Origin of the sequence: Pantoea sp. SM3640 (assembly GCF_015654165.1) — a bacterium.
Lineage (GTDB): Bacteria > Pseudomonadota > Gammaproteobacteria > Enterobacterales > Enterobacteriaceae > Pantoea > Pantoea vagans.
In genome coordinates, this window is record NZ_CP064872.1 from 198,278 (window position 1) to 220,053 (window position 21,776).

Annotated in this window: 22 protein-coding genes; 14 read left to right on the forward strand and 8 right to left on the reverse strand. The window is 56.5% G+C overall.

The features are described from left to right. Positions 1–125: 125 nt before the first annotated feature. The gene (gene yjbE, locus IV493_RS00890) at positions 126–374 is read right to left on the reverse strand and encodes an exopolysaccharide production protein YjbE (RefSeq protein WP_013359295.1); all 249 of its coding nucleotides are present in this window, start codon (positions 372–374) and stop codon (positions 126–128) included. A 535-nt stretch (positions 375–909) separates the two neighbouring features. Here yjbE and ompR point away from each other — a divergent pair. Together ompR and envZ are read left to right on the forward strand one after the other, a co-directional pair. Continuing rightward, on the forward strand, positions 910–1,629 hold the full coding sequence (gene ompR / locus IV493_RS00895) for a two-component system response regulator OmpR (RefSeq protein WP_003853014.1): 720 nt from the start codon (positions 910–912) through the stop codon (positions 1,627–1,629). Beyond that, positions 1,626–2,993 (forward strand): two-component system sensor histidine kinase EnvZ, encoded by a 1,368-nt coding sequence (gene envZ / locus IV493_RS00900; protein ID WP_013359293.1) that lies wholly within the window; start codon positions 1,626–1,628, stop codon positions 2,991–2,993. Before ompR ends, envZ begins: the two co-directional genes overlap by 4 nt. Positions 2,994–3,032: 39 nt before the next feature. Here envZ and pckA read toward each other — a convergent pair whose 3' ends face one another. The 5 genes from pckA to IV493_RS00925 all read right to left on the reverse strand — a co-directional run bounded on the left by pckA (position 3,033) and on the right by IV493_RS00925 (position 9,191). Then, positions 3,033–4,652 (reverse strand): phosphoenolpyruvate carboxykinase (ATP), encoded by a 1,620-nt coding sequence (pckA, locus tag IV493_RS00905; RefSeq protein ID WP_195857618.1) that lies wholly within the window; start codon positions 4,650–4,652, stop codon positions 3,033–3,035. Positions 4,653–5,019: 367 nt separating this feature from the next. After that, positions 5,020–5,886, reverse strand: coding sequence for an Hsp33 family molecular chaperone HslO (gene hslO, locus IV493_RS00910; protein ID WP_195857619.1), 867 nt, complete (start codon positions 5,884–5,886; stop codon positions 5,020–5,022). Positions 5,887–5,936: 50 nt separating this feature from the next. Beyond that, a complete protein-coding gene (gene hslR, locus IV493_RS00915) occupies positions 5,937–6,338 on the reverse strand; it encodes a ribosome-associated heat shock protein Hsp15 (protein ID WP_195857620.1) in 402 nt (133 codons plus the stop codon). A 13-nt stretch (positions 6,339–6,351) separates the two neighbouring features. Further along, positions 6,352–6,999, reverse strand: a complete 648-nt coding sequence (gene yrfG, locus IV493_RS00920) for a GMP/IMP nucleotidase (RefSeq protein WP_033784167.1) — start codon at positions 6,997–6,999, stop codon at positions 6,352–6,354. A 56-nt stretch (positions 7,000–7,055) separates the two neighbouring features. Beyond that, complete coding sequence (locus IV493_RS00925; protein ID WP_041457130.1) at positions 7,056–9,191, reverse strand: intracellular growth attenuator family protein; 2,136 nt, start codon at positions 9,189–9,191, stop codon at positions 7,056–7,058. Positions 9,192–9,582: 391 nt separating this feature from the next. On the opposite strand from IV493_RS00925, the gene nudE reads away from it, so the two are divergent. After that, positions 9,583–10,146: an ADP compounds hydrolase NudE gene (gene nudE, locus IV493_RS00930; protein WP_033784164.1), complete on the forward strand. Its 564-nt coding sequence runs from the start codon at positions 9,583–9,585 to the stop codon at positions 10,144–10,146. A gap of 75 nt (positions 10,147–10,221) precedes the next feature. On the opposite strand, the gene mrcA is transcribed toward nudE, so the two are convergent. Further along, entirely contained in the window at positions 10,222–12,771 is a 2,550-nt protein-coding gene (gene mrcA, locus IV493_RS00935) for a peptidoglycan glycosyltransferase/peptidoglycan DD-transpeptidase MrcA (RefSeq protein WP_013359286.1), read from the reverse strand. Between the two features lie 117 nt (positions 12,772–12,888). Between mrcA and pilM the strand changes: the two genes are divergently transcribed. The 5 genes from pilM to hofQ are packed head-to-tail and all read left to right on the forward strand — an operon-like array spanning position 12,889 to position 16,310. Further along, positions 12,889–13,695: a type IV pilus biogenesis protein PilM gene (gene pilM / locus IV493_RS00940; RefSeq protein ID WP_195857621.1), complete on the forward strand. Its 807-nt coding sequence runs from the start codon at positions 12,889–12,891 to the stop codon at positions 13,693–13,695. Continuing rightward, positions 13,692–14,237 (forward strand): PilN domain-containing protein, encoded by a 546-nt coding sequence (locus IV493_RS00945; protein WP_230299979.1) that lies wholly within the window; start codon positions 13,692–13,694, stop codon positions 14,235–14,237. The genes pilM and IV493_RS00945 overlap by 4 nt, the downstream gene beginning before the upstream one ends. Then, positions 14,230–14,727 (forward strand): hypothetical protein, encoded by a 498-nt coding sequence (locus IV493_RS00950; protein WP_195857622.1) that lies wholly within the window; start codon positions 14,230–14,232, stop codon positions 14,725–14,727. The genes IV493_RS00945 and IV493_RS00950 overlap by 8 nt, the downstream gene beginning before the upstream one ends. Further along, positions 14,717–15,100, forward strand: a complete 384-nt coding sequence (locus tag IV493_RS00955) for a DNA utilization family protein (protein ID WP_195857623.1) — start codon at positions 14,717–14,719, stop codon at positions 15,098–15,100. The genes IV493_RS00950 and IV493_RS00955 overlap by 11 nt, the downstream gene beginning before the upstream one ends. After that, complete coding sequence (gene hofQ, locus IV493_RS00960; protein WP_195857624.1) at positions 15,039–16,310, forward strand: DNA uptake porin HofQ; 1,272 nt, start codon at positions 15,039–15,041, stop codon at positions 16,308–16,310. The genes IV493_RS00955 and hofQ overlap by 62 nt, the downstream gene beginning before the upstream one ends. Positions 16,311–16,401: 91 nt before the next feature. Here the strand turns inward: hofQ and IV493_RS00965 are convergent, their stop codons facing one another. Then, complete coding sequence (locus IV493_RS00965) at positions 16,402–16,575, reverse strand: hypothetical protein (RefSeq protein ID WP_223811662.1); 174 nt, start codon at positions 16,573–16,575, stop codon at positions 16,402–16,404. 97 nt (positions 16,576–16,672) lie between these two features. On the opposite strand from IV493_RS00965, the gene aroK reads away from it, so the two are divergent. From aroK to IV493_RS00995, 6 genes are all read left to right on the forward strand, one after another. Beyond that, the gene (gene aroK / locus IV493_RS00970) at positions 16,673–17,194 is read left to right on the forward strand and encodes a shikimate kinase AroK (RefSeq protein WP_003852989.1); all 522 of its coding nucleotides are present in this window, start codon (positions 16,673–16,675) and stop codon (positions 17,192–17,194) included. A 38-nt stretch (positions 17,195–17,232) separates the two neighbouring features. Then, the gene (gene aroB / locus IV493_RS00975) at positions 17,233–18,321 is read left to right on the forward strand and encodes a 3-dehydroquinate synthase (RefSeq protein ID WP_195857625.1); all 1,089 of its coding nucleotides are present in this window, start codon (positions 17,233–17,235) and stop codon (positions 18,319–18,321) included. A 72-nt stretch (positions 18,322–18,393) separates the two neighbouring features. Beyond that, positions 18,394–19,446, forward strand: coding sequence for an SPOR domain-containing protein (locus IV493_RS00980; protein WP_195857626.1), 1,053 nt, complete (start codon positions 18,394–18,396; stop codon positions 19,444–19,446). Between the two features lie 93 nt (positions 19,447–19,539). Further along, positions 19,540–20,355: an adenine-specific DNA-methyltransferase gene (gene dam, locus IV493_RS00985; protein WP_013359279.1), complete on the forward strand. Its 816-nt coding sequence runs from the start codon at positions 19,540–19,542 to the stop codon at positions 20,353–20,355. A 67-nt stretch (positions 20,356–20,422) separates the two neighbouring features. Beyond that, entirely contained in the window at positions 20,423–21,106 is a 684-nt protein-coding gene (rpe, locus tag IV493_RS00990; RefSeq protein ID WP_013359278.1) for a ribulose-phosphate 3-epimerase, read from the forward strand. Beyond that, positions 21,090–21,767: a phosphoglycolate phosphatase gene (locus IV493_RS00995; RefSeq protein WP_147789583.1), complete on the forward strand. Its 678-nt coding sequence runs from the start codon at positions 21,090–21,092 to the stop codon at positions 21,765–21,767. Before rpe ends, IV493_RS00995 begins: the two co-directional genes overlap by 17 nt. Positions 21,768–21,776 lie beyond the last annotated feature (9 nt).

A 21,776-nucleotide genomic window follows, 5' to 3' on the forward strand; every position in this document is an offset into this window, starting at 1 on the left:
GCAAAAAAGAGTCGGGGAAAGGGTTTTTAAAGGCTAAAAACCCACGTTGATTTCCCCGGCGGCGAAAGGGTTGGTGCTGTGATTCAAAATCAAACCAGTAATCTGAAGCCAGTAGATGCTTAAACTTATTTTCCGGCGTGAGTCGCCGTGGTGGTCGAGGTGCCGGTGCTGTGACCGTCACCGCCGCCGCCGCCCATGGTGGCCAGCGCAACGCCCAGCAGGGCTGCGACTGCACCCACACCGATGGCGTCAGAGTTACCTTTTGCAGTCGTTGTCGCTGCTGCACCGGCGGCTTCACCGGTTGCTGTGGCAGCATAACCTGGGCTGACGCTGCCTAATGCCAGCGCGCTCAGCAGTAAAATTGTTTTTTTCATTGTGTATTCCCCGTTGAGACATCGAATGTTGCCAGAGCAGTCTGGTTCAAAACGAGAGGGGCGAAAAGTTGGCTTTACTGATTGATTTAAAGGGCTTTAATTTAAAATGGCCTTGCTGAGAGGGCCGCTGAAACTAATCCGAGAGGAGCGTGGGGCGTTACGCAGGTTTACTGGAATATTATGCTGCCGCTTCGCTGTTGAGGTAGATTATCTGGAGCTTATCTACAATGATGGCTGATCATTAAGTCAAATTATCTGCTAACTCACTGAATTGATTCGTTGATTAAAAACTGGCTCGCTTCTGACGCCAGCGATACAGAGAAACCGGGCCTTTTTTTCAGATTTGCCGTATCAGAGGCCGGGCAGGGGCAAATGGGTTAAAACAGGCCCGAAATCACCTTAATTCAAATATAAGCTCCTGTTTAATATGCTTTGTAACAATTTTGGCTAGAATATAAACCATTAATGACTGTCACTATAAGGCATCTTTTTTTAACAATGTTGGCTCAGGCAATAGCGCCTTTGGGAGTTGAAAATGCAAGAGAACTACAAAATTCTGGTCGTCGATGATGATATGCGTCTGCGTGCACTGCTTGAACGCTATCTCACCGAGCAGGGCTTTCAGGTGCGCAGTGTCGCTAATGCCGAGCAGATGGATCGTCTGTTAACCCGTGAATCCTTTCATCTGATGGTGCTCGACCTGATGTTGCCGGGCGAAGATGGCCTCTCTATCTGCCGTCGTCTGCGCAGTCAGAGCAACCCGATGCCGATTATCATGGTGACCGCCAAGGGCGAAGAGGTGGACCGTATCGTGGGGCTGGAGATCGGCGCTGACGACTACATTCCCAAGCCTTTCAACCCGCGTGAGCTGCTGGCGCGTATCCGCGCGGTGCTGCGCCGTCAGGCCAACGAACTGCCAGGCGCACCGTCGCAGGAAGAGGCGATTATCGCCTTCGGTAAATTCAAACTTAACCTCGGCACCCGCGAGATGTTCCGTGAAGATGAGCCGATGCCGCTGACCAGCGGTGAGTTTGCCGTGCTGAAAGCGCTGGTAAGCCACCCGCGTGAGCCGCTGTCCCGTGACAAGCTGATGAACCTGGCGCGTGGCCGTGAATACAGTGCCATGGAACGTTCGATCGACGTCCAGATCTCCCGCCTGCGTCGCATGGTGGAAGAGGATCCTGCGCATCCGCGTTATATTCAGACCGTCTGGGGTCTGGGCTATGTCTTTGTGCCGGACGGCAGTAAAGCATGAAGCGACTGCGCTTCTCGCCACGGAGTTCGTTTGCCCGCACCCTGCTGCTGATCGTTACCCTGCTGTTCGTCAGCCTGGTCACGACCTATCTGGTAGTGCTGAACTTCGCCATTCTTCCCAGCCTGCAACAGTTCAATAAGGTGCTCGCTTACGAAGTTCGTATGCTGATGACCGACCGGTTGCAGCTGGAAGATGGCACGCAGCTGGAAGTGCCCCCGGCGTTTCGCCGGGAAATCTACCGCGAACTGGGGATCTCGCTCTACACCAATGCAGCAGCAGAGGAGAGCGGATTGCGTTGGGCGCAGCACTATGAGTTCCTGAGCGAGCAGATGGGGCAGCAGCTCGGCGGTCCGACCGATGTCCGGGTTGAGGTGAACAAAAACTCTCCGGTGGTCTGGCTGAAAACCTGGCTGTCGCCCGATATCTGGGTGCGGGTGCCGCTGACAGAGATTCATCAGGGCGACTTCTCGCCGCTGTTCCGCTATACCCTGGCGATTATGCTGCTGGCGATTGGCGGTGCCTGGCTGTTTATCCGCATTCAGAACCGACCGCTGGTGGATCTGGAGCACGCCGCTCTGCAGGTGGGACGCGGGATTATTCCGCCGCCGCTGCGTGAGTATGGCGCGTCAGAAGTGCGATCGGTAACGCGTGCCTTTAATCAGATGGCGGCCGGGGTGAAGCAGCTGGCGGATGACCGCACGCTGTTAATGGCGGGCGTCAGCCACGATTTGCGTACGCCGCTGACCCGTATTCGTCTCGCCACCGAGATGATGAGCGAGCAGGATGGCTATCTGGCCGAATCGATTAACAAAGATATCGAAGAGTGCAACGCCATCATCGAACAGTTCATCGACTACCTGCGCACCGGTCAGGAGATGCAGACCGAGCGTGCCGATCTGAACAGCGTGCTGGGTGAGGTAGTTGCGGCGGAAAGTGGCTACGAGCGTGAAATAGAAAATGCGGTGATGCCGGAAGAGTTAATGCTGGATATCAACCCGCTGTCGATTAAGCGCGCGCTGGCTAACCTGGTGGTCAACGCCGCACGATACGGCAATGGCTGGATCAAGGTCAGCAGCGGACGGGAACTGCATCGCGCCTGGTTCCAGGTGGAAGATGATGGACCTGGCATCAAGCCGGATCAGCTGGCGCATCTGTTCCAGCCGTTTGTGCGGGGCGACAGCGCCCGCAGCACCAGCGGAACCGGTCTCGGTCTGGCGATTGTACAGCGGATTATCGATGCCCATCAGGGCTCGCTGGAGATTGGCGAGAGCGAACGCGGGGGCTTGCGTATTCGTGCCTGGTTGCCGTTAGTGGAAACGATGGCGCTGAGTCACAACAATGGCAGTAACAGCATCTCAAACTGATAAACGCGGCGCGGCAGCATCACTGCCGCGCCGGTTCTTTTAGCGTTGCGGACCGGCTTTCACCAGCGCAGCACCTGCGGCGTTATCTGTATACTTGTCGAAGTTATCAATAAAGCGCTGTGCCAGACCTTCGGCGGCAGCGGTCCACTTCTCTTCACTTTCCCAGCTACGACGCGGATCGAGCGTGTCACTGTCCAGCTCGCCCAGCGCAACCGGCATCTGCAGATTAAAGATTGGCAGCGTTTCTGTCGGTGCATCATCCAGCTCACCCGCCAGGATTGCATTGATAATGGCGCGGGTATTCTTCAGTGAGATGCGTTTGCCGCTGCCGTTCCAGCCGGTATTGACCAGGTAAGCCTGCGCACCGGACGCCTCCATCCGCTTCACCAGCACTTCAGCGTACTGCGTCGGATGCAGCGTCAGGAATGCCGCGCCGAAACAGGCGGAGAAGGTCGGGGTCGGCGCTGTCACGCCACGCTCGGTGCCGGCCAGTTTGGCGGTGAAGCCTGACAGGAAATGATACTGCGTCTGCTCCGGCGTCAGACGTGAAACCGGTGGCAGCACGCCAAACGCATCGGCGGTCAGGAAAATCACCTTCTTCGCGTGGCCCGCTTTTGAGACCGGCTGCACGATATTGTCGATGTGATTAATCGGATAGGAGACGCGGGTGTTCTCTGTTTTGCTGCCATCAGCGTAATCAACACTGCCATCTTCGCGCACTACCACGTTTTCCAGCAGCGCATTGCGGCGAATGGCGCGGTAGATCTCCGGCTCAGCCTGCTCAGAAAGATTGATGGTTTTGGCGTAGCAACCGCCCTCGAAGTTAAACACGCCATCATCGTCCCAGCCGTGCTCATCATCGCCGATCAACTGGCGGTCAGGATCGGTGGAGAGTGTGGTTTTGCCGGTGCCGGAGAGGCCGAAGAAGACCGCCACATCACCTGCTTTACCGACGTTAGCTGAACAGTGCATTGAGGCGATGTCTTTCAGCGGCAGCAGGTAGTTCATGATGGCGAACAGACCTTTCTTCATCTCGCCACCGTACCAGGTGCCGCCAATCAGCTGCATGCGTTCCGTCAGATTGAAGGCAACAAAGTTCTCCGAGTGCAGACCCTGCGCCTGCCAGTCCGGATTGGTGCATTTGGCCCCGTTCATCACCACAAAGTCAGGCGTGAAGTCGGCCAGCTCAGCGTCTGTAGGCTGAATAAACATGTTTTTCACGAAGTGCGCCTGCCAGGCCACCTCGGTGACAAAACGAACGCTCAGACGTGAATCGGCATTGGCACCGCAGAAGGCATCCACCACAAACAGACGCTTGCCGGAAAGCTGGCGGGTGACGCAGCTTTTCAGTGCGTTCCAGGTCTCCTGTGACAGAGGCTGATTGTCGTTTTTGCCGGTGCCCTGGTCGTTCCACCACAGGGTATCGCGCGTGGTGTCATCACGCACAATGTACTTATCCTTTGGCGATCGCCCGGTGAAAATCCCGGTGTCTACTGCAATCGCGCCGCTCTGCGTCAGGGTGCCACGAGCAAAACCTTCGAGGTCCGGGCGCGTCTCTTCCTGAAATAGCGTGTCGTAATCAGGGTTGTAAACCACTTCCGTGGTATCCACGATGCCCAAAGCGGCAAGGTCTTGCGAGGTCAGGCCGTTAACGCGCATTTTACTGCTCCTTAAATCGGTGTCTGTTCTGCAAAGCAGAGATAGGTTGGGATCGTGCCACCGGCTGTTGTATCGGGTGCGGTGAATCACTGACGGTTTACTGCGCGTCGTTACGACAGCCTGCAAAGATAACCGGGCTATTCAGGGCATCTGCCCCTGGCTTCCGGGCGTTTGCACGATCGCGCGCAGTTTACTCTTCTGCGTTAAGGGAAAAAGGGCAGTGATCTAAAAATGCGACTCAGGGCGCGTTAAGGCCATGTTTCGAACGTTTAAAAGATGTTATGAAAGTAAAAAAAGATAATTTGTCTGAAAAATTATGGGGATAGGCTGGGGAATCGAGAAGGGGCGGCAGACGCCGCCCGATTAATCAGTGCAGTCGGTCGTTATTCTCATGGGAGTGGCTGCGGATGGCGGCAATGTCTACTGCGTCAAACACGTAGTTTGAGCCGCAATAGTCGCAGTGCATGTCAATTTTGCCATCTTCCGCGATGATCTCATCCACTTCTTCCTGCGGCAGCGTGGTCAGCACTTCGCCACAGCGTTCGCGCGAGCAGGTGCACTTGTAGATCACCGGCTGCGGATCGTAGAGGGTGACCTCTTCCTGATGGTAAAGACGCCACAGCGCCTCATTGGCAGGGAGATCGATCAGCTCTTCCGTTTTAATGGTTTCGGTCAGGGTCGCCAGGTGCTCGAAGACCTCTTTCTCCGTGTCCTGCGCGGGCAGCACCTGCAGCAGAATACCGGCAGCGCCTTTGTCGCTGGTGCGGATAAACAGACGCGTGGGCAGCTGCTCGGAGCGCATGAAGTAATCTTCCAGGCACGCCGCGAGGGTGTCACCTTCCAGCCCGACCACGCCCTGATAACGCTCACCTTTTTCAGGGGAGATGGTGATCACCAGATAGCCATTGCCGACCATGCTTTTCAGGGTGCTGTCGTCCGCGATGTCGCCTTTGATACGTGCGACGCCGCGCAGCTCCTGGTTGTTGTTACCGTTGATCACCGCCAGCGACAGCGGACCGTCACCCTGCAGCTGCACGGTGATTTCGCCATCGAACTTCAGCGTAGCGGTCAGCAGGCTGGTGGCGACCAGCATCTCACCCAGCAGCGTTTTAACCGGTGCCGGATAGTCGTGGTTCTTCACGGTTTCACGCCAGGTGTCAGAGACGTTCACCAGCTCGCCGCGCACGGCGGCATTTTCAAACAGATAACGGTGCAGTTGATCCTGGACTGACATATTTTTTTCTCTCACTGGAACGGGGCGATGGTGCGTCAGCGAAGACGGCGTTATTCATCGCCCGATAATTTAAACTTCATCAAATCGCGACGCTCTTTTTTGTCAGGTCGCCGATCGGGATGGGGCATAGTCAGCGCATTCATCTTGCGCGCCTGCGCCATTTTTTCGCGTTTTTCAATGCTGGCATCGGTTTCGTGATAGAGCAGCTGGGCTTCGCTGGCGGGACGGCGCTGCGCGGTGATACCAGCCACCACCACGGTGCGTTCATCATTGCCCTGACGCAGTGTCAGTTCCGCATTCAGCTCTACCACTTTGCCGGGTTTGCTGCGCTGGCCGTTGTAATGCACCTTGCCGCCTTCAATCATTTCCCGCGCCATCGCCCGGGTTTTGTAGAAGCGCGCTGCCCACAGCCACTTGTCGAGGCGGACCTCTTCGCTGCTTTTCTCTTTCATTACTGCTCCTGACTCAGATCAGCGTCCGGTAATCGTCCGTGGCGCGGTGACGCTGAAAGATTTGTTCAGGACGACCCGAATCGGGATTCTTAACGCCTAAACACCAGCCGATGCCCCATAACGTTGCAGCATCCAGAATCACTTCGCTATCGTCGATAAACAGCGTGCGCGGCGCAGAAAAGCCGGTGTGCTGTTGTACCGCGTGCCATAAACGCGGGTCTTCTTTCGGATACCCAAAGGTATGGGTGGAAAGTAATAAATCAAGGTGCGGCGCTAAACCTGTCTGCGCCAGTTTGACGTCCAGATTGTAAGGATGCGCGTTGGTCAGCAGAATCGTGGACTTTCCGGCGCGACGCAGGGCCTGCAAAAAAGGCAGCGTATCGTCACGCAGTGCGATCCGGCTGCGCATCGCCCAGGTCATGGCACGGATGTCCAGCGACAGCGCCTCTGCCCAGTAATCCAGACAATACCAGTTTAGCGTATGGGCGACGGCCTGATACTTTTCCGTGATGATCGCGTCGGCTTCTGCACGGGTGATGTCGCGTTGCTGGCTGAGCTGTTCAGGGACATGCTCCAGCCAGAAGTGGCGATCGAATGCCAGATCCAGCAGCGTGCCATCCATGTCAAGCAGCACGGTATCAATCTCAGACCAGTTGAGCATCGTAGTGTCAGACCCTGTAAAAAACCGGGCGACAGGGTAGCACAGAAGGGCAGGGCTCAGAATATCGAGCGCACGCTCTGCAAAGTGCCGAGGTTATGGTTGAAACACTTGTCGTAGTATTGCTGGATATCGATCATGCGCTGGCGATTACGGTGCATGCGACGCAGCGCCAGCAGTCCGTTGATCACGCCGCAGGTCAGCAGCACCAGCAGCAGCAATACGGTGCCGAGATAGCGCCACTGCGCCATAGCGTCCGGTTCATTGTGCAGCATGATGTGACGTGTGCCGTTGGCATCGGTAGAAATGCCAGTAATGATGCCGCTGGCGCTGAACGGCGTGTGCAGCAGCATGGCAGAAATACGTTGCAGCTCGTGCCACTGGGAGGGGGGATCAAGATCAAACAGTGACACGGTGGGCTGTGGCTGATTCACCAGCTGGCGACCCTCGTCGCTAACGATCAGGAATCCCCCTGGCGGCGGGCTGTTGAGATTTTCTGCCGCACGACGGGTTTCACGGAAAAAGAAGGTCGAGGTGGCGGTATTGACCAGATTTTCCAGCGCTTCGGCGCTTACCGGCCGCAGCAGCACATTCATGCCGTTGAGCTGACCGGAATCTGCCCGGCGCATCAGCGCTTCCCAGTCTTTAGCATTGCCCAGGTTCACCAGCGCATTTTTCAGGCGCATACAGTCCTGCGGCTGATTGCAGAGATCCTGCGTTTTCATCACCAGATCGGAGAAATCATCCAGCAGAATCATGCCGGACTTCTGAATCGCGGACGCCAGCTGTGGATTGAGTTTGGGATCGGTATTGGTTTCCGGATGCAGCTGCTTTGTCGTGGTATCCAGCAGCGCCGCGGCTTTGTCTATGATGTCAGATTGTGGCTGCGGCAATGGCATGGCGTTATTCCAGTAGACCGCCGAACAGTCAAACGGCATATAGGCGTAACTGCGGTTGCTCTGGTAGTTGTCCGGCACGGAACACATGCCGGTGCCACTCACTTTGAGGTTGTCGCCAATATTCAGCGGCACGCTGCTGAGTTTATCGACGCTGTTGACCTCCAGACTATCCGTGCCTCTGGCCCAGGCCAGACTGAGCTTAATCGGCATACCCAGCGGGATCCAGGTGACCAGCATGGTCAGCACCATCAGCGAACCACAGGCCAGCACCACGTTTTTCCGCCAGCGCTGGATAGGGAAGTTTTTGACTTCATCCTGCAGCGACAGGAAACGTCCCTGACGCACCACCTGGCGGTTGAGGTAGATTTCGACATCCGTCACCTGACCGAGATCGTGTGCCACATAGGGCTGCCAGTGCGGGGGATAGGCCAGGTCAATAATCCCCAGCGTAATGTTGCTCTGCTCCTGATTAGATTCGCTGAACAGGCCCCAGCGCTTTGGCGCGCCGCGCAGGCAGTGGATATCACGCAATCCGCGCTCACCGGGAATACGATAGAGCAGCCACAGACTGGCCGCGATCGTGACTGCGCCCGTCAGTACCAGCCAGATCATTAGTGTGGTGGGCACTAGCAGGCTGAAGAAAAAGAGTAAGAAGGCAAGGGAGATCATCACCGCTTCACGCGTGCCGTCTGGCCGTGACAGCCGATACTCTTCCGCTGTCTCTTTGCGCACCTGCAGCAGTTCGACATTTTCCGTTTCTGCTTTGCGGATAGAGGCGTTGGTCGACACCGGGCGCATCAGTGTTGGCAGCGATTGCTGGTCGACCGCGTAATCCACCAGCGAGTGGCCGTTCAGTGAGATTACCAGCGGAATGGACTGGGTGCGGATTAACTCAACGTAGTTTTCGTCGGTGATGTACTGTTCCCACAGCGGCGGCAGATGAACTTCAACTTCATCCAGATAGTAGCGCCATTTATGGGGATCGTCAGTCGAGAGGCCATAGCGGGTAATGGCGCGGGTAACCGGATACACATTGTTGCTCTGCGCCGTGAGTGTCAGACGTTCAGGCGCGCTGCGCTTATCGGTAGTCAGCGTGGTACGGGGCTGCTTTTCCAGCGCGGCGACATATTTATCGACCGCCTCACGCTCCTGGGCAGAAAGTTTACGGCAGGGCGGACTGATGAATGGCAGCGGTTTCGCCAACGGCGGGCGATGCCGCATAGCGTACCAGAACCCAATACCTGCCAGGATTGAACAGGTCAGCACTATGGCCAGGATCATAAAGATTGTGCTCATGCTCTGCTCAATTCAGCCAAAATGCTGCCTTCACTTTAAACTTTCGCCTCCGGTTATGCTCACTATAAAAGAGGCATTCCGGAAGATTATATAACCCTGAGGAGTCAGACACCCGATGAAATAGTGCCAGCGTATATCTTATTGGCATTTGTTAAACCCTGCCTTGTCCGAATGGTAACTGGCACAGACTGGATTAAATATCGGTATTATCTGAAACTTATCGCAGCATATTGACTAATGCAAATTTAGTCTTAACTGATAACCAAAGGCTGTTATTCAATCGCTGTAATCTATGCAACGATAACGTCATTGCCTGACTGTCGCACAATTGCCTGTGGTTAGGTATGCTAATTCGCTCCAGATAGCCGACGCAGAATAATTTGAGGCTGATATGAAAATTCCAAAAAAACCCGACATCCTCAATATCACCGCCGTGGCACGTTCACGGTTATTCACTATTGAGTCGGTCGATCTGGCTTTCAGCAATGGGGCGCATCGCGTTTATGAGCGGATGAAGCCCTCTGAGCGTGAAGCGGTGATGATTGTGCCGATTATTGATGACCATCTGATCCTGATTCAGGAGTATGCCGTCGGACTGGAAACTTACGAGCTGGGTTTTCCGAAAGGGCTGATCGATGCAGGTGAAACCGTGAATGAAGCGGCGGTGCGCGAACTGAAAGAAGAGGTGGGTTTTGGTGCCGAACAGCTGACCACGCTGGGTAAGCTCACAATGGCCCCCTCCTATTTTTCCAGCAAGATGAATATTGTGATAGCGGAAGGTCTCTACGCCGAAAAGCTGGAAGGCGATGAGCCGGAGCCGCTGATTGTCCACCGCTGGCCGCTGAGCGATATGCTGTCGCTGCTGGACGAACCCGATTTCCGCGAAGCACGCAATGTCAGTGCGCTGTTTATGGCGCGCGAATGGCTGGTGAAACAGGGGCGGCTGAATTACTGATTAAGATGCGTCACTGAATAAAAAAATGGCCGACTTAAAGTCGGCCATTTTTATCGTGCGATTATGTGGGTCACATCAGAACAGCTCGTGACTCTCGCCGTTATCCATAATCGTCGTACCCACATCATGCACCGAATATTCGGTTGGCTGGGTGCCATTGATGAAGTACTCCTGACGGGTGTTGCCACCGCCATTGGCCAGCTTGCCGGTGCTGCGGTCGATAGTCACTGTGATCACGCCATCCGGCGGGGTTAACGGCTGTACCGGCACACCGTCCAGCGCGCTCTTCATGTACTCATCCCATGCCGGTTGTGCACTCTTCGCACCACCTTCATAGCCCGAAATCTGATCGGGAATCGCACCGGAGAGCGTGCTGCGGCCCAGATTGCGGCGCGCATCATCAAAACCGATCCAGACTGACGTCACCACGCCAGGGCCGTAACCCGAGAACCAGGCGTCTTTCGAGCTGTTGGTGGTACCGGTTTTGCCGCCGATATCATTACGCTTGAGGTCACGCCCGGCACGCCAGCCGGTTCCCATCCAGCCCGGTTCGCCAAAGATATTACTGTTCAGCGCGCTCTTAATCAGGAAGGTGAGTGGGGTATTGATCACGTGCGGCGCATATTGCTGCTCACCCTGCTGTGCCTGCGCAGGAACCTGCTCCAATTCAGGCTGAGGAACCGCCTGATTCTGGTTGTTATTTGAAGCAGCAACGTTCTCGACGCTCTCTTCATTCAACGCCAGCGCTTTTTTGGTCTCACCGTAGATGACCGGCAGATTGCACTGTGGACAGGCGATCTTCGGTTTCTCTTCAAATACGGTGCCGCCCTGTTCATTCTCAATTTTGGTAATGAAGTAAGGATCGACCAGGAAGCCGCCATTCGCCATTACGGAGTAGCCGCGTACCACCTGTAACGGTGTGAATGAGGCTGCACCCAATGCCAGCGACTCGGTGTGCACAATGTTCTGAGCCGGGAAACCAAAGCGCTGCAGATACTCTGCGGCGTAGTCTACGCCCATCGCACGCATCGCACGTACCATGACGACGTTTTTCGACTGGCCGAGTCCCTGACGCAGACGAATCGGACCATCATACGTTGGCGGTGAGTTCTTCGGACGCCAGTCAGCCCCGGCACCCGCATCCCAGCGTGAAATAGGCACATCGTTCAGGATGGAAGCGAGCGTCAGGCCGCGATCCATGGCGGCGGTATAGAGGAAAGGCTTGATGTTAGAACCGACCTGGCGCAGCGCCTGGGTCGCACGGTTAAACATGCTCTGGTTAAAGGCGAAACCGCCCACCAGCGCGCGCACCGCACCATCATTCGGGTCCAGCGAGACCAGCGCCGAGTTCACATCCGGCACCTGGCCCAGCCACCAGTCGTCACCCACTTTGCGCACCCAGATCTGCTGACCAGCCTGCAGGACCTGCGTCACGCTTTTCGGCGTCGGACCCTGCACGGTGTCAGATTTATAAGGACGCGCCCAGCGCACACCCGCCAGTGCCAGCGACACATTGCTGCCATCTTTCAGCATCACGGTCGCTTCATCGCTGCGTGCTTCTGTGACCACGGCCGGATGCAACGGTCCATAGACCGGCAGCGGCTTCAGCGCCTTCTCAATCTTCGTCTGGTCCCAGGCAGGTTCACCCACTTTCCACAGCACGCTGGTCGGGCCGCGATAGCCATGACGCATATCGTAAGCCATGACGTTATTGCGCACCGAGGTCTGAGCGGCTTCCTGCAGACGGCGGGTGACAGTGGTGTAAACCTTGTAACCGTCGGTATAGGCATTGTCGCCGTAGCGTTTCACCATCTCCTGACGCACCATCTCGCTGAGATAGGGAGCAGAGAAGGCGATTTCCGGACCGTGATACTTCGCCACCAGCGGCGTATTGCGTGCCTCGTCATACTGCTGCTGCGTGATGTAATGCTGATCCAGCATACGCGCCAGTACTACGTTGCGGCGTGACAGGGCGCGGCTCGGTGAATAAAGCGGGTTAAAGGTGGACGGCGCTTTTGGCAGACCGGCAATCATCGCCATCTCACTCAGCGACAGCTGGTCAACCGGCTTACCAAAATAGACCTGCGAAGCTGCGCCGACGCCATAAGCACGGTAGCCGAGGTAGATCTTATTCAGGTAGAGCTCAAGAATTTCATCTTTGTTCAGCAACTGCTCAATGCGGATCGCCAGGAACGCTTCCTTTATTTTACGCATCAGAGTGCGTTCCGGGCTCAGGAAGAAGTTACGGGCCAGCTGCTGAGTGATGGTACTGGCACCCTGTGAGGCGTGACCGGAAACCAGCGCAATGCTGGCCGCACGGAAAATACCCACCGGGTCAACACCATGGTGCTCATAGAAACGGCTGTCTTCGGTCGCAATAAACGCTTTCACCATCACAGGTGGCACTTGCTGCAGAGTCAAAGGGATACGGCGCATTTCGCCATACTGGGCGATTAAATCGCCATCGGCGCTGTAAACCTGCATCGGGGTTTGCAGACGCACATCTTTCAGCGTGTTTACGTCGGGCAGCTGTGGCTCTATGTATTTGTATAAACCATAAATCGAGCCAGCTCCCAACAGGATGCAACACACTGCAAGGATCAATAAATACTTTACGAACTTCACCTGGAATTTCCCATCTCTTGTCGTTTGAGCAGTTTATAAACAACCGCGCGGTAGTATAAAGGCAAGCCAGACGCTTTGATATGTCCATCTTTCCCGGACGATAAGGAGATCGCGCGCATGGCTTTTCATACCTGGCAAATTGGGCTGGATATTCAGAATAGGCAGATTTGTGCCCTGGCCCTCCAGCCTCGTCGTGATGGCTGGCAGCTACGCCACTGGTGGCAGCAGCGGCTGCCGCAAGATACGTTAAGAAACGGCGTGCTGCAATCTTCGCCTGAATTACTGGCAGCCTTAACGGCCTGGCGTCAGCGGTTGCCGCGTCGTTACTCGCTGCGTGTCGCGCTGCCCGCCCGGCTGGTACTGCAGCGCCAGCTTCCCCTGCCCGCACAGTCGCTCAATGAGCCTGCGCTGGGGCACTACGTGCAGGCGGCCGCGCGCCGTCTCTTTCCGCTGGAGCCTGCTGCGCTGGCACTGGATTACCGGGCCGACACACAGAGCGGCCAGCTCTGCGTCACGGCGGCCCGGCTGGAGATTATAGACCAGTGGGCAGCGCCACTGCTGCAGGCGGGATTAAAGCCGCAGGTGTTCGAGCTGACTACCGAAGCGCTCAGGCGGCTGGCCCGCCAGGCCGCGCTGCAGGAGGGTGCGGTACTGGTGCTGCAGCAGGATAACCGCTGGCTCTGGAGCGATGTGCATACCGCGGCTGACAACGGCGAAGCTGCCACGCTTGCGGCACTACAGCAGCAGGCCTTCCCCGATGCCCGTTCTGTCGTCTGGTGCTCAGCCGATAATTCTGCGCTGCCCGCTGATGCCCGCGCGTTTTCCCCTTTTGATCTGTTCCATTATAAACAGCCGCCGTTACCGGAAAGTCCGGGTGCCTTTGCGCTGGCGGCCGGGCTGGCGCTGCGCGACGGAGATCAATGATGGACGCAGTGAATCTGTTGCCGTGGCGGCAGCGCCGTCAGCAGCAGCAGCGGCGACAGAGCCTTGTCGTGCTGTCACTGATGCTGAGTGCTGTTCTGGTGGGAGTCATGCAGCAAAGCTGGCGCATCTGTCAGGCGCGTGAGCAGGTGGCGCAGACGGGCAGGGTACAGCAGCAGGCGCTGGAAAACCTGGACGCGCAGCTGGCGCAGCAAAAGACATTACTGGCACAGCGCACGGCAGTGCAAAAACAGCAGGCGAAGCAGCGCCAGAAGGCATTGCAACTGACCGCATGGCATCAGTTCTGGCTCGATTTACCCGCGTTACTGCCTGACACCGCCTGGCTGACCCGGCTGGAGAAGCGCGACAATCGTCTCACGCTGGAGGGGCTGGCGCAGGATATGGCGGCGGTCCGGCAGTTCCGTGAGCAGTTAACCACCGTCGCGCTGTTTGGTCAGGTGAGGCAGGGCAGCGTTAAGCGTCAGGCTGATAGTCATTATCGCTTTTCACTGCGGGCAGAGGTGAAGGAGGTGACTGATGAATGAGTGGTGGGATCGCTGGTGGCAGATGGCTGCACTTCCGCGTTACGGCATGCTCGCTGCCGTCTCAGCCAGCCTGTTACTGATCTCATGGGTTTTCTGGTTGCGGCCACAGCAGCAGACGCTGATCGCTGAACAGCAGAAACTGTTGCAGTTGAACCGTACCCTGGAACAGCGGCGGCGGCAGTGGGGCCAGAACCCGGATATAGCGCAGTTGCAGGCGCAGCTGCAGTCGATGCAGACCGCCAGATCTGCACCGGGTGCATCGGGCCGGGCAGTGGAAGCGATGCTGGCGGCACGGCGTCATCAGCTGGAAGAGTGGCAGCCGGATTATCCTTCACGCACGCTGACCCTGCATCTGCAGTGGCCGGCGTTTCAGTCACTTTTTGCCGAGCTTGCCGATGCTTCCCTGACGTTTCCGGTGCATTTCCAGCTGCTGGCGCAGCCGCAGTATCTGGTGGCTCAACTCTGGCTGGAGCCCGACGATGCGCAATAGCCTGCTGATTTTACTGCTGTGCTGTGGCGGTGTGCTGGCACGTGATCCGTTCCGGCCTGTTGCCGGTTCGATTTGTGAGGCGCTCGTGGAGCCGCTTACCGGCTGGCGTCTGCAGGGGATCATTGGCCGTGAGACGGATTTTCATGCCTGGCTGCTAAACCCGCAGGGTGAGAGCGTCGCAGTCCGCACAGGCAAGCCATTTCCCCTGTCGCCCTGGCAACTCGCTGATATGACCCGCCGCAGCCTCTCCTTAGCGGTACCGAATAGCTGCACTGCACAACAGACTTCGTTTTACTTAAAAGGACGTTCGCATGAAAAGGATAGCTACTCTGCTGCTGCTCTTAAGCTGCCTGCTGCCGGTTTACGCCGCTGATGAGGAGCCTCTCAGCCTGACATTTGATAACGCGCCGGTAGCGCGCATTTTACAGGCGCTGGCTGACTATCAGCAGATCAACCTGATGATAGCGCCAGAGGTGGAAGGGTCGTTATCGCTGCGGCTTGATAACCTGCCGTGGCATCAGGCGCTGGACCTGGTAGCGCGCATGGCAAAGCTGACGCTGATAGAACAGGATAATGTGCTGCTGGTCTATCCGGAGAGCTGGCAGCAGGCTCAGCAGCAGGCACGGGAAGCGGAGCAGCAGGAAAAGTTGCAGCAGATGCCTTTGCAGCAGCGCGCTGTGATATTGCGCTATGCCAGCGCCAGCGAGGTGCATGCCAGCCTGCTGACTGAACGGCAGTCGCTGATGACACCGCGCGGAAGCGTGACGGTCGACAAACGCACCAACGCCCTGTTACTGCGCGATACGGCGGCAGCGTTGAAAGAGACGGAACGCTGGATACGGGCGCTGGACCTGCCACTGGAGCAAATCGAGCTATCGGCGCATATCGTCACCATCAGCGAAGAGCATCTGCAGGAGCTGGGCGTGAAGTGGGGATTGCAGGCCGGTGACGCCGCCGTGACAGACATCCTGCATCATCCCCGGCTGGATATTCCGCTGGCGGTGAGTTCACCCGGCATCAGCGTGGGTATGGCGCTGGCGCGCATCGGCGGTCAGCTGCTGGATCTGGAATTAAGTGCGCTGGAGCAGGAGAACCAGATTGAAATCATCGCCAGTCCGCGTCTCTTTACCTCACATCAGCAGACCGCGTCGATTAAGCAGGGCACGGAGATACCTTATGAAGTGTCGGCGGGAAACAGCGGTGCCACCAGTATCGAGTTCAAAGAAGCGGTGCTGGGCATGGAGGTGACACCGACGATTTCCGGGAATGGCCGCATCCAGCTGAAGATCCATATCAGTCAGAACATGCCGGGTCGCAGCATCAGAACCGGCGACAGTGACATATTATCCATCGATAAACAGGAAATTGAGACGCAGGTCACGGTCAGTGACGGGCAAACACTGGCGTTAGGGGGTATCTTTCAGCAGCAGCGCAGTCACGGAGAGAATAAAGTGCCACTGCTGGGAAATGTGCCGCTGATTGGCGGGTTGTTTCGTCAGCAATCGGAGCAGCGCAAAAAAAGAGAGCTGGTGATCTTCATAACGCCGCGATTGGTCAGGGAAGCAGCGCTTACGGCTGGATAAAACGGAAAATGCGTCCCTTAAGGCCATCTGCGTTGACGCAGGAGAGGAATTAGCTTACAAGGTTTAGCGATTTTCAATACGGTGTAACCGTCTATGCAGGGTAAATCCCGGCAAACAGATCAGAAAACTCCTCTGTAAGCAGCGTTGTAAAGACGCAGCGCTGGCGCGTTACAGTTTCGCGAACACAGGCCAATTCAGAAATGGATGTGCTGAAGGCAATATAATCGGTTGCCAAACAGCCTTGAGTGTTGAGATAATTTTTCATCTGACTCTTGCTAACGCTCATGAGGTCTCAGTTCCTGTCCCGCCAGCAAATGCTGAACGCGGGGTATCATTAACGAATTCTTAGTAATACCGACAAAATGGCAGAGAAACGCAATATCTTTCTGGTTGGGCCGATGGGTGCCGGCAAAAGCACTATTGGCCGTCAGTTGGCTCAGCAACTCAACATGGAGTTCTTCGATTCCGATCAGGAAATTGAGCGACGCACCGGAGCGGATGTGGGCTGGGTTTTTGATGTCGAAGGCGAAGCTGGCTTTCGCGATCGCGAAGAAAAAATCATTAACGAACTGACCGAGAAGCAAGGCATCGTCCTGGCGACAGGCGGTGGTTCCGTCAAATCCCGGGAAACGCGTAATCGTCTCTCCGCCCGCGGTGTTGTGGTTTATCTTGAAACCACCATCGAGAAGCAACTGGCGCGCACCCAACGTGACAAAAAACGTCCGTTGCTGCAGGTGGATTCACCGCCGCGCGAAGTGCTTGAAGCGCTGGCTGGCGAACGCAACCCGCTCTACGAAGAGATCGCCGATGTCACCATTCGCACAGATGATCAGAGTGCAAAAGTGGTGGCGAATCAGATTATCCACATGTTGGAAAAAAGTTGATCCAACGTTCGAAGGCTTTTTAACAGGTATCGGGCATCATGGAGAAGATCACCGTCTCACTGGGGGAACGCAGTTACCCCATCACTATCGCCGCCGGACTGTTTAACGATCCGGCTTCTTTTTGGCCGCTGACCGCGGGCGAAAACGCCATGGTGGTGACAAACCAGACGCTGGCTCCGCTCTATCTTGACCAGCTGACAGCGCGGCTGACAGCGGCAGGTGTAAAAGTGGATCAGGTGATCTTACCCGACGGCGAGCAACATAAGACGCTGGCCGTGATGGATCAGGTCTTTACCGCGCTCCTGCAAAAGCCGCACGGTCGTGATACGACGCTTGTCGCCTTAGGCGGCGGCGTCATTGGCGATCTTACCGGTTTTGCTGCGGCCAGTTATCAGCGTGGCGTACGCTTTATCCAGGTACCGACCACCTTACTGTCGCAGGTTGATTCTTCAGTTGGCGGCAAAACGGCCGTTAACCATCCGCTGGGCAAAAACATGATCGGCGCGTTTTATCAACCCGCGTCAGTGGTGATTGATACGGCCTGTCTGAAGACGCTGCCTGCGCGTGAGCTGGCGTCTGGCTTAGCGGAAGTCATTAAGTACGGCATTATCCTTGACGGTGCGTTTTTCCAGTGGCTGGAGCAGAATCTTGATGCTCTGCTGGCGCTGGATGAACAGGCGCTGGCGTACTGCATTCGTCGCTGTTGTGAACTGAAGGCTGACGTCGTGGCGGCCGATGAGCGTGAAAACGGTCAGCGGGCGTTGCTTAATCTGGGCCATACTTTTGGTCATGCGATCGAAGCACACATGGGCTACGGCAACTGGCTGCACGGTGAAGCAATTGCGGCGGGCATGGTAATGGCAGCACGCACGGCTGAACGTCTGGGACAGTTCCGGGCGGAAGAGACCGACCGCATTATTGCCCTGTTCAGGCGTGCCGGTTTACCGGTGCATGGGCCGCAGGCAATGAGTGCAGAGATGTATCTGCCGCACATGATGCGCGATAAAAAAGTTCTGGCGGGCGAACTGCGGCTGATACTCCCGCTGTCGATTGGCCGCTCTGAAGTGCGTGGTGGCGTGGCACATGATATGGTGCTGGCTGCAATTAACGATTGTCAGCAACCCTGAGATTAAGCAGTTGAGTGGTGACGCGGCGCGCAGGGTGCGCAGTGCGGAATGCCGCTTTACGGAGGAGCCAAAATGGATGAGTTTAAACCGGAAGACGAGTTAAAGCCTGACGCCAGCGACCGCCGTCCCTCGCGCCCTCGTAAGTCCTCTACTGCGGCCAAAACACCGGTTTCGCGCCAGCGTATCATGATGGGCGTCGGGATCCTGGTTCTGCTGTTACTGGTACTGGGGATTGGTTCGGCGCTGAATGGCCCGGATGAGAAAAAACCGGCCACGGCGGGAACAACCCCTGCCACCAATGGCGGTTCGGGCAGCGAGAAGAACATTGACCTGGGCGGCTCCTCTTCCATGTCCGGCGCTCAGACGCCTCCGTCAGGTGCGCAGACTACCCCTGCCACCAGCGAAAATAACGCGGCGACCAGCGGTGATGCTGCCTCTAATCCGCAGCGCGACATTTCGATGCCGCCTGTGGCTTCAACGCCTACCCAGGCCGCCCCGGTTGATGCGCCCGCGAATCAGCAGCGTGTCACGCTGCCGGGCGATCTGAATAGCGCGCTGACTAATCAGCAGCAGCAGGTTGACAGTGCCGCGATGGGCACGCAGGGCGGCAGTTCACTGCCAATGGCGCCAGCAACGGTCAGCGGCAATGCCGGAACGGCTGCTAATCCTGTTACGGCACCTTCAGTCCGTCAGACACCGAACAAATCCAATACCGCTGCTCGTCCGGCGCACGATTCATCGCATAAAACAGCATCGAAGCCTGTAACCCGTGACAGCAAAACGCACACCACGCCAGCGCGTACGCCAGTGAGTTCTGCGCCAGCTACCACGGCTGCGGGCAGCAGTTCAGCCAGCAAATCACTGCCAGGTGGCAGCTACACTCTGCAGCTGAGCGGTGCATCGAAGCCGGAAAGCCTGAATGCCTGGGCTAAGCAACAAAATCTGAGTGGATATCACGTCTACAAAACCACCCGTAACGGTCAGTCGTGGTACGTGCTGGTGAGTGGCTCCTATGCCACACCGGCCGATGCCAAACGCGCTGTAGCATCGCTGCCTGCAGACGTGCGTGCGAAGAACCCGTGGGTAAAACCCGTCAGCCAGGTGAAGAAAGAAGCCAGCCAATAGCGGATGTGGGGCCAGGCTCTGGCCCCGTTTTAAGCGCAGATCTGCTGTCGGTCCAGCCACAGCCTCACAATAAGATGTTATAACCACGACAGCATGAAAAAAAATCGCGCTTTCCTGAAATGGGCAGGGGGAAAATTTCCCTTAGTAGAAGAGATCCATCGTCATCTGCCGCAAGGCGACTGTCTGGTCGAGCCATTTGTTGGCGCGGGTTCGGTGTTTCTGAACACGGAATTTGATCGCTACCATCTGGCTGATATCAACAGCGACCTGATTAATCTCTACAACATTGTCAAAACGCGTACTGCGGATTTCATCCGTGACGCGCAGCTGCTGTTTACGCCGGAAGGTAACAACGAAATCTGTTATTACCAGCGCCGCACCGAATTTAATACCAGCACCGACGCCTACCAGCGTGCGCTGCTGTTCCTCTATCTGAACCGTCACTGTTACAACGGCCTCTGCCGCTATAACCTGCGTGGTGAGTTCAACGTGCCGTTTGGCCGCTATCGCAAACCCTACTTTCCGGAAGCCGAACTGTTATGGTTTGCCGAGCGCGCGCAAAAAGCGACGTTTGTCTGTGAATCGTACGATGTTACCCTGACCAGTGCTGGTAAAGGCTCGGTGGTCTATTGCGATCCGCCTTATGCACCGCTGTCGGCCACGGCCAATTTTACGGCTTATCATACCAACAGCTTCAGCCTGCGTGAGCAGGAGAATCTGGCGGCGTTAGCGGCACAGCTGGCTGCGTCGGAGCACCGGATTCCGGTACTGATTTCTAACCACGACACTGCACTGACGCGTTTATGGTATCAGGATGCAGTGTTACATGTGGTCAAAGCACGGCGATCTATCAGCCGGAGCATAGCCGGTCGCACCAAGGTCGACGAACTGCTGGCACTTTATCGCTAGTCTGTTTCGTCCGCGACCAACGCATTACGCCAGCCTGAGTGCTGGCGCACAACAGTGGGAGAATCGGATGAAACAATATTTGCTGGCCCCTTCAATCCTGTCGGCGGATTTTGCCCGCCTGGGCGAAGACACAGCCAAAGCGCTGGCGGCCGGAGGTGACGTGGTTCACTTCGACGTAATGGACAACCACTACGTCCCTAATCTGACCATGGGTCCGATGGTGCTGAAAGCACTGCGCGACTATGGCATCACTGCCCCCATCGATGTGCATCTGATGGTAAAACCGGTCGATGCGCTGATCCCGGAGTTTGCCAAAGCCGGTGCCACCTATATTACCTTTCATCCGGAAGCCAGCGAGCACGTTGACCGCACCCTGCAACTGATCAAAGAGCACGGCTGTAAAGCGGGTATGGTGTTTAATCCGGCGACCCCGCTGAGCTACCTCGATTACGTCATGGATAAGCTGGATATCATTCTGCTGATGTCCGTGAACCCAGGTTTTGGCGGTCAGTCATTTATTCCCGGCACCCTGGATAAACTGCGTGAAGCGCGCAGACGTATCGATCAGAGCGGCTACAACATTCGTCTTGAAGTGGATGGCGGCGTGAAGATCGACAATATCCGCGAGATTGCGGCTGCCGGTGCAGATATGTTTGTCGCGGGTTCTGCCATATTTGGTCATCCTGACTATAAAAAAGTGATCGACGATATGCGCAACGAACTGGAGAAAGCCAATGGCTCATTTCACTGATATTCGTGCGCTGGCGTTTGATCTCGATGGCACGCTGGTGGATAGCGCGCCAGGCCTTGCCGATGCGATCGACCGCACGCTGAAGGATCTTCGTCTGCCGCAGGCGGGCCTTGAGCGTGTCTCAACCTGGATTGGCAACGGTGCCGATATCATGATGGCCCGTGCGCTGACCTTCGCGCTGGGCCGTGAGCCGCAGCCGGAAGAGCAGCGCGATGCACGCGCGCTGTTTGACCGCCACTACGCCGACACCGTGGATGCGGGCAGCACGCTGTTCCCACAGGTGAAGCAGACGCTGGATGCCTTAAAAGCTTCCGGGCTGCCGATGGCGATTGTGACCAACAAGCCGACGCCGTTTGTGGCACCGCTGCTTGAATCGCTTGGCATTGCCGATGCGTTTTCGCTGATTATCGGTGGCGATGATGTGCCGGTTAAAAAACCGCACCCTGCAGCGATCTTCATGGTGCTGGGCACCTTCGGCGTACTGCCGAACGAGTTGCTGTTTGTTGGCGACTCTCGCAATGATATCCAGGCGGCGCAGGCGGCAGGCGTACCTAATGTCGGTATGACCTTTGGCTATAACTATGGCGAGCCGATTGCCACCAGCCAGCCCGATTTAACCCTCGACTCTTTCGACGAACTTTTGCCCACACTGGGGCTGTAAATATCAGGA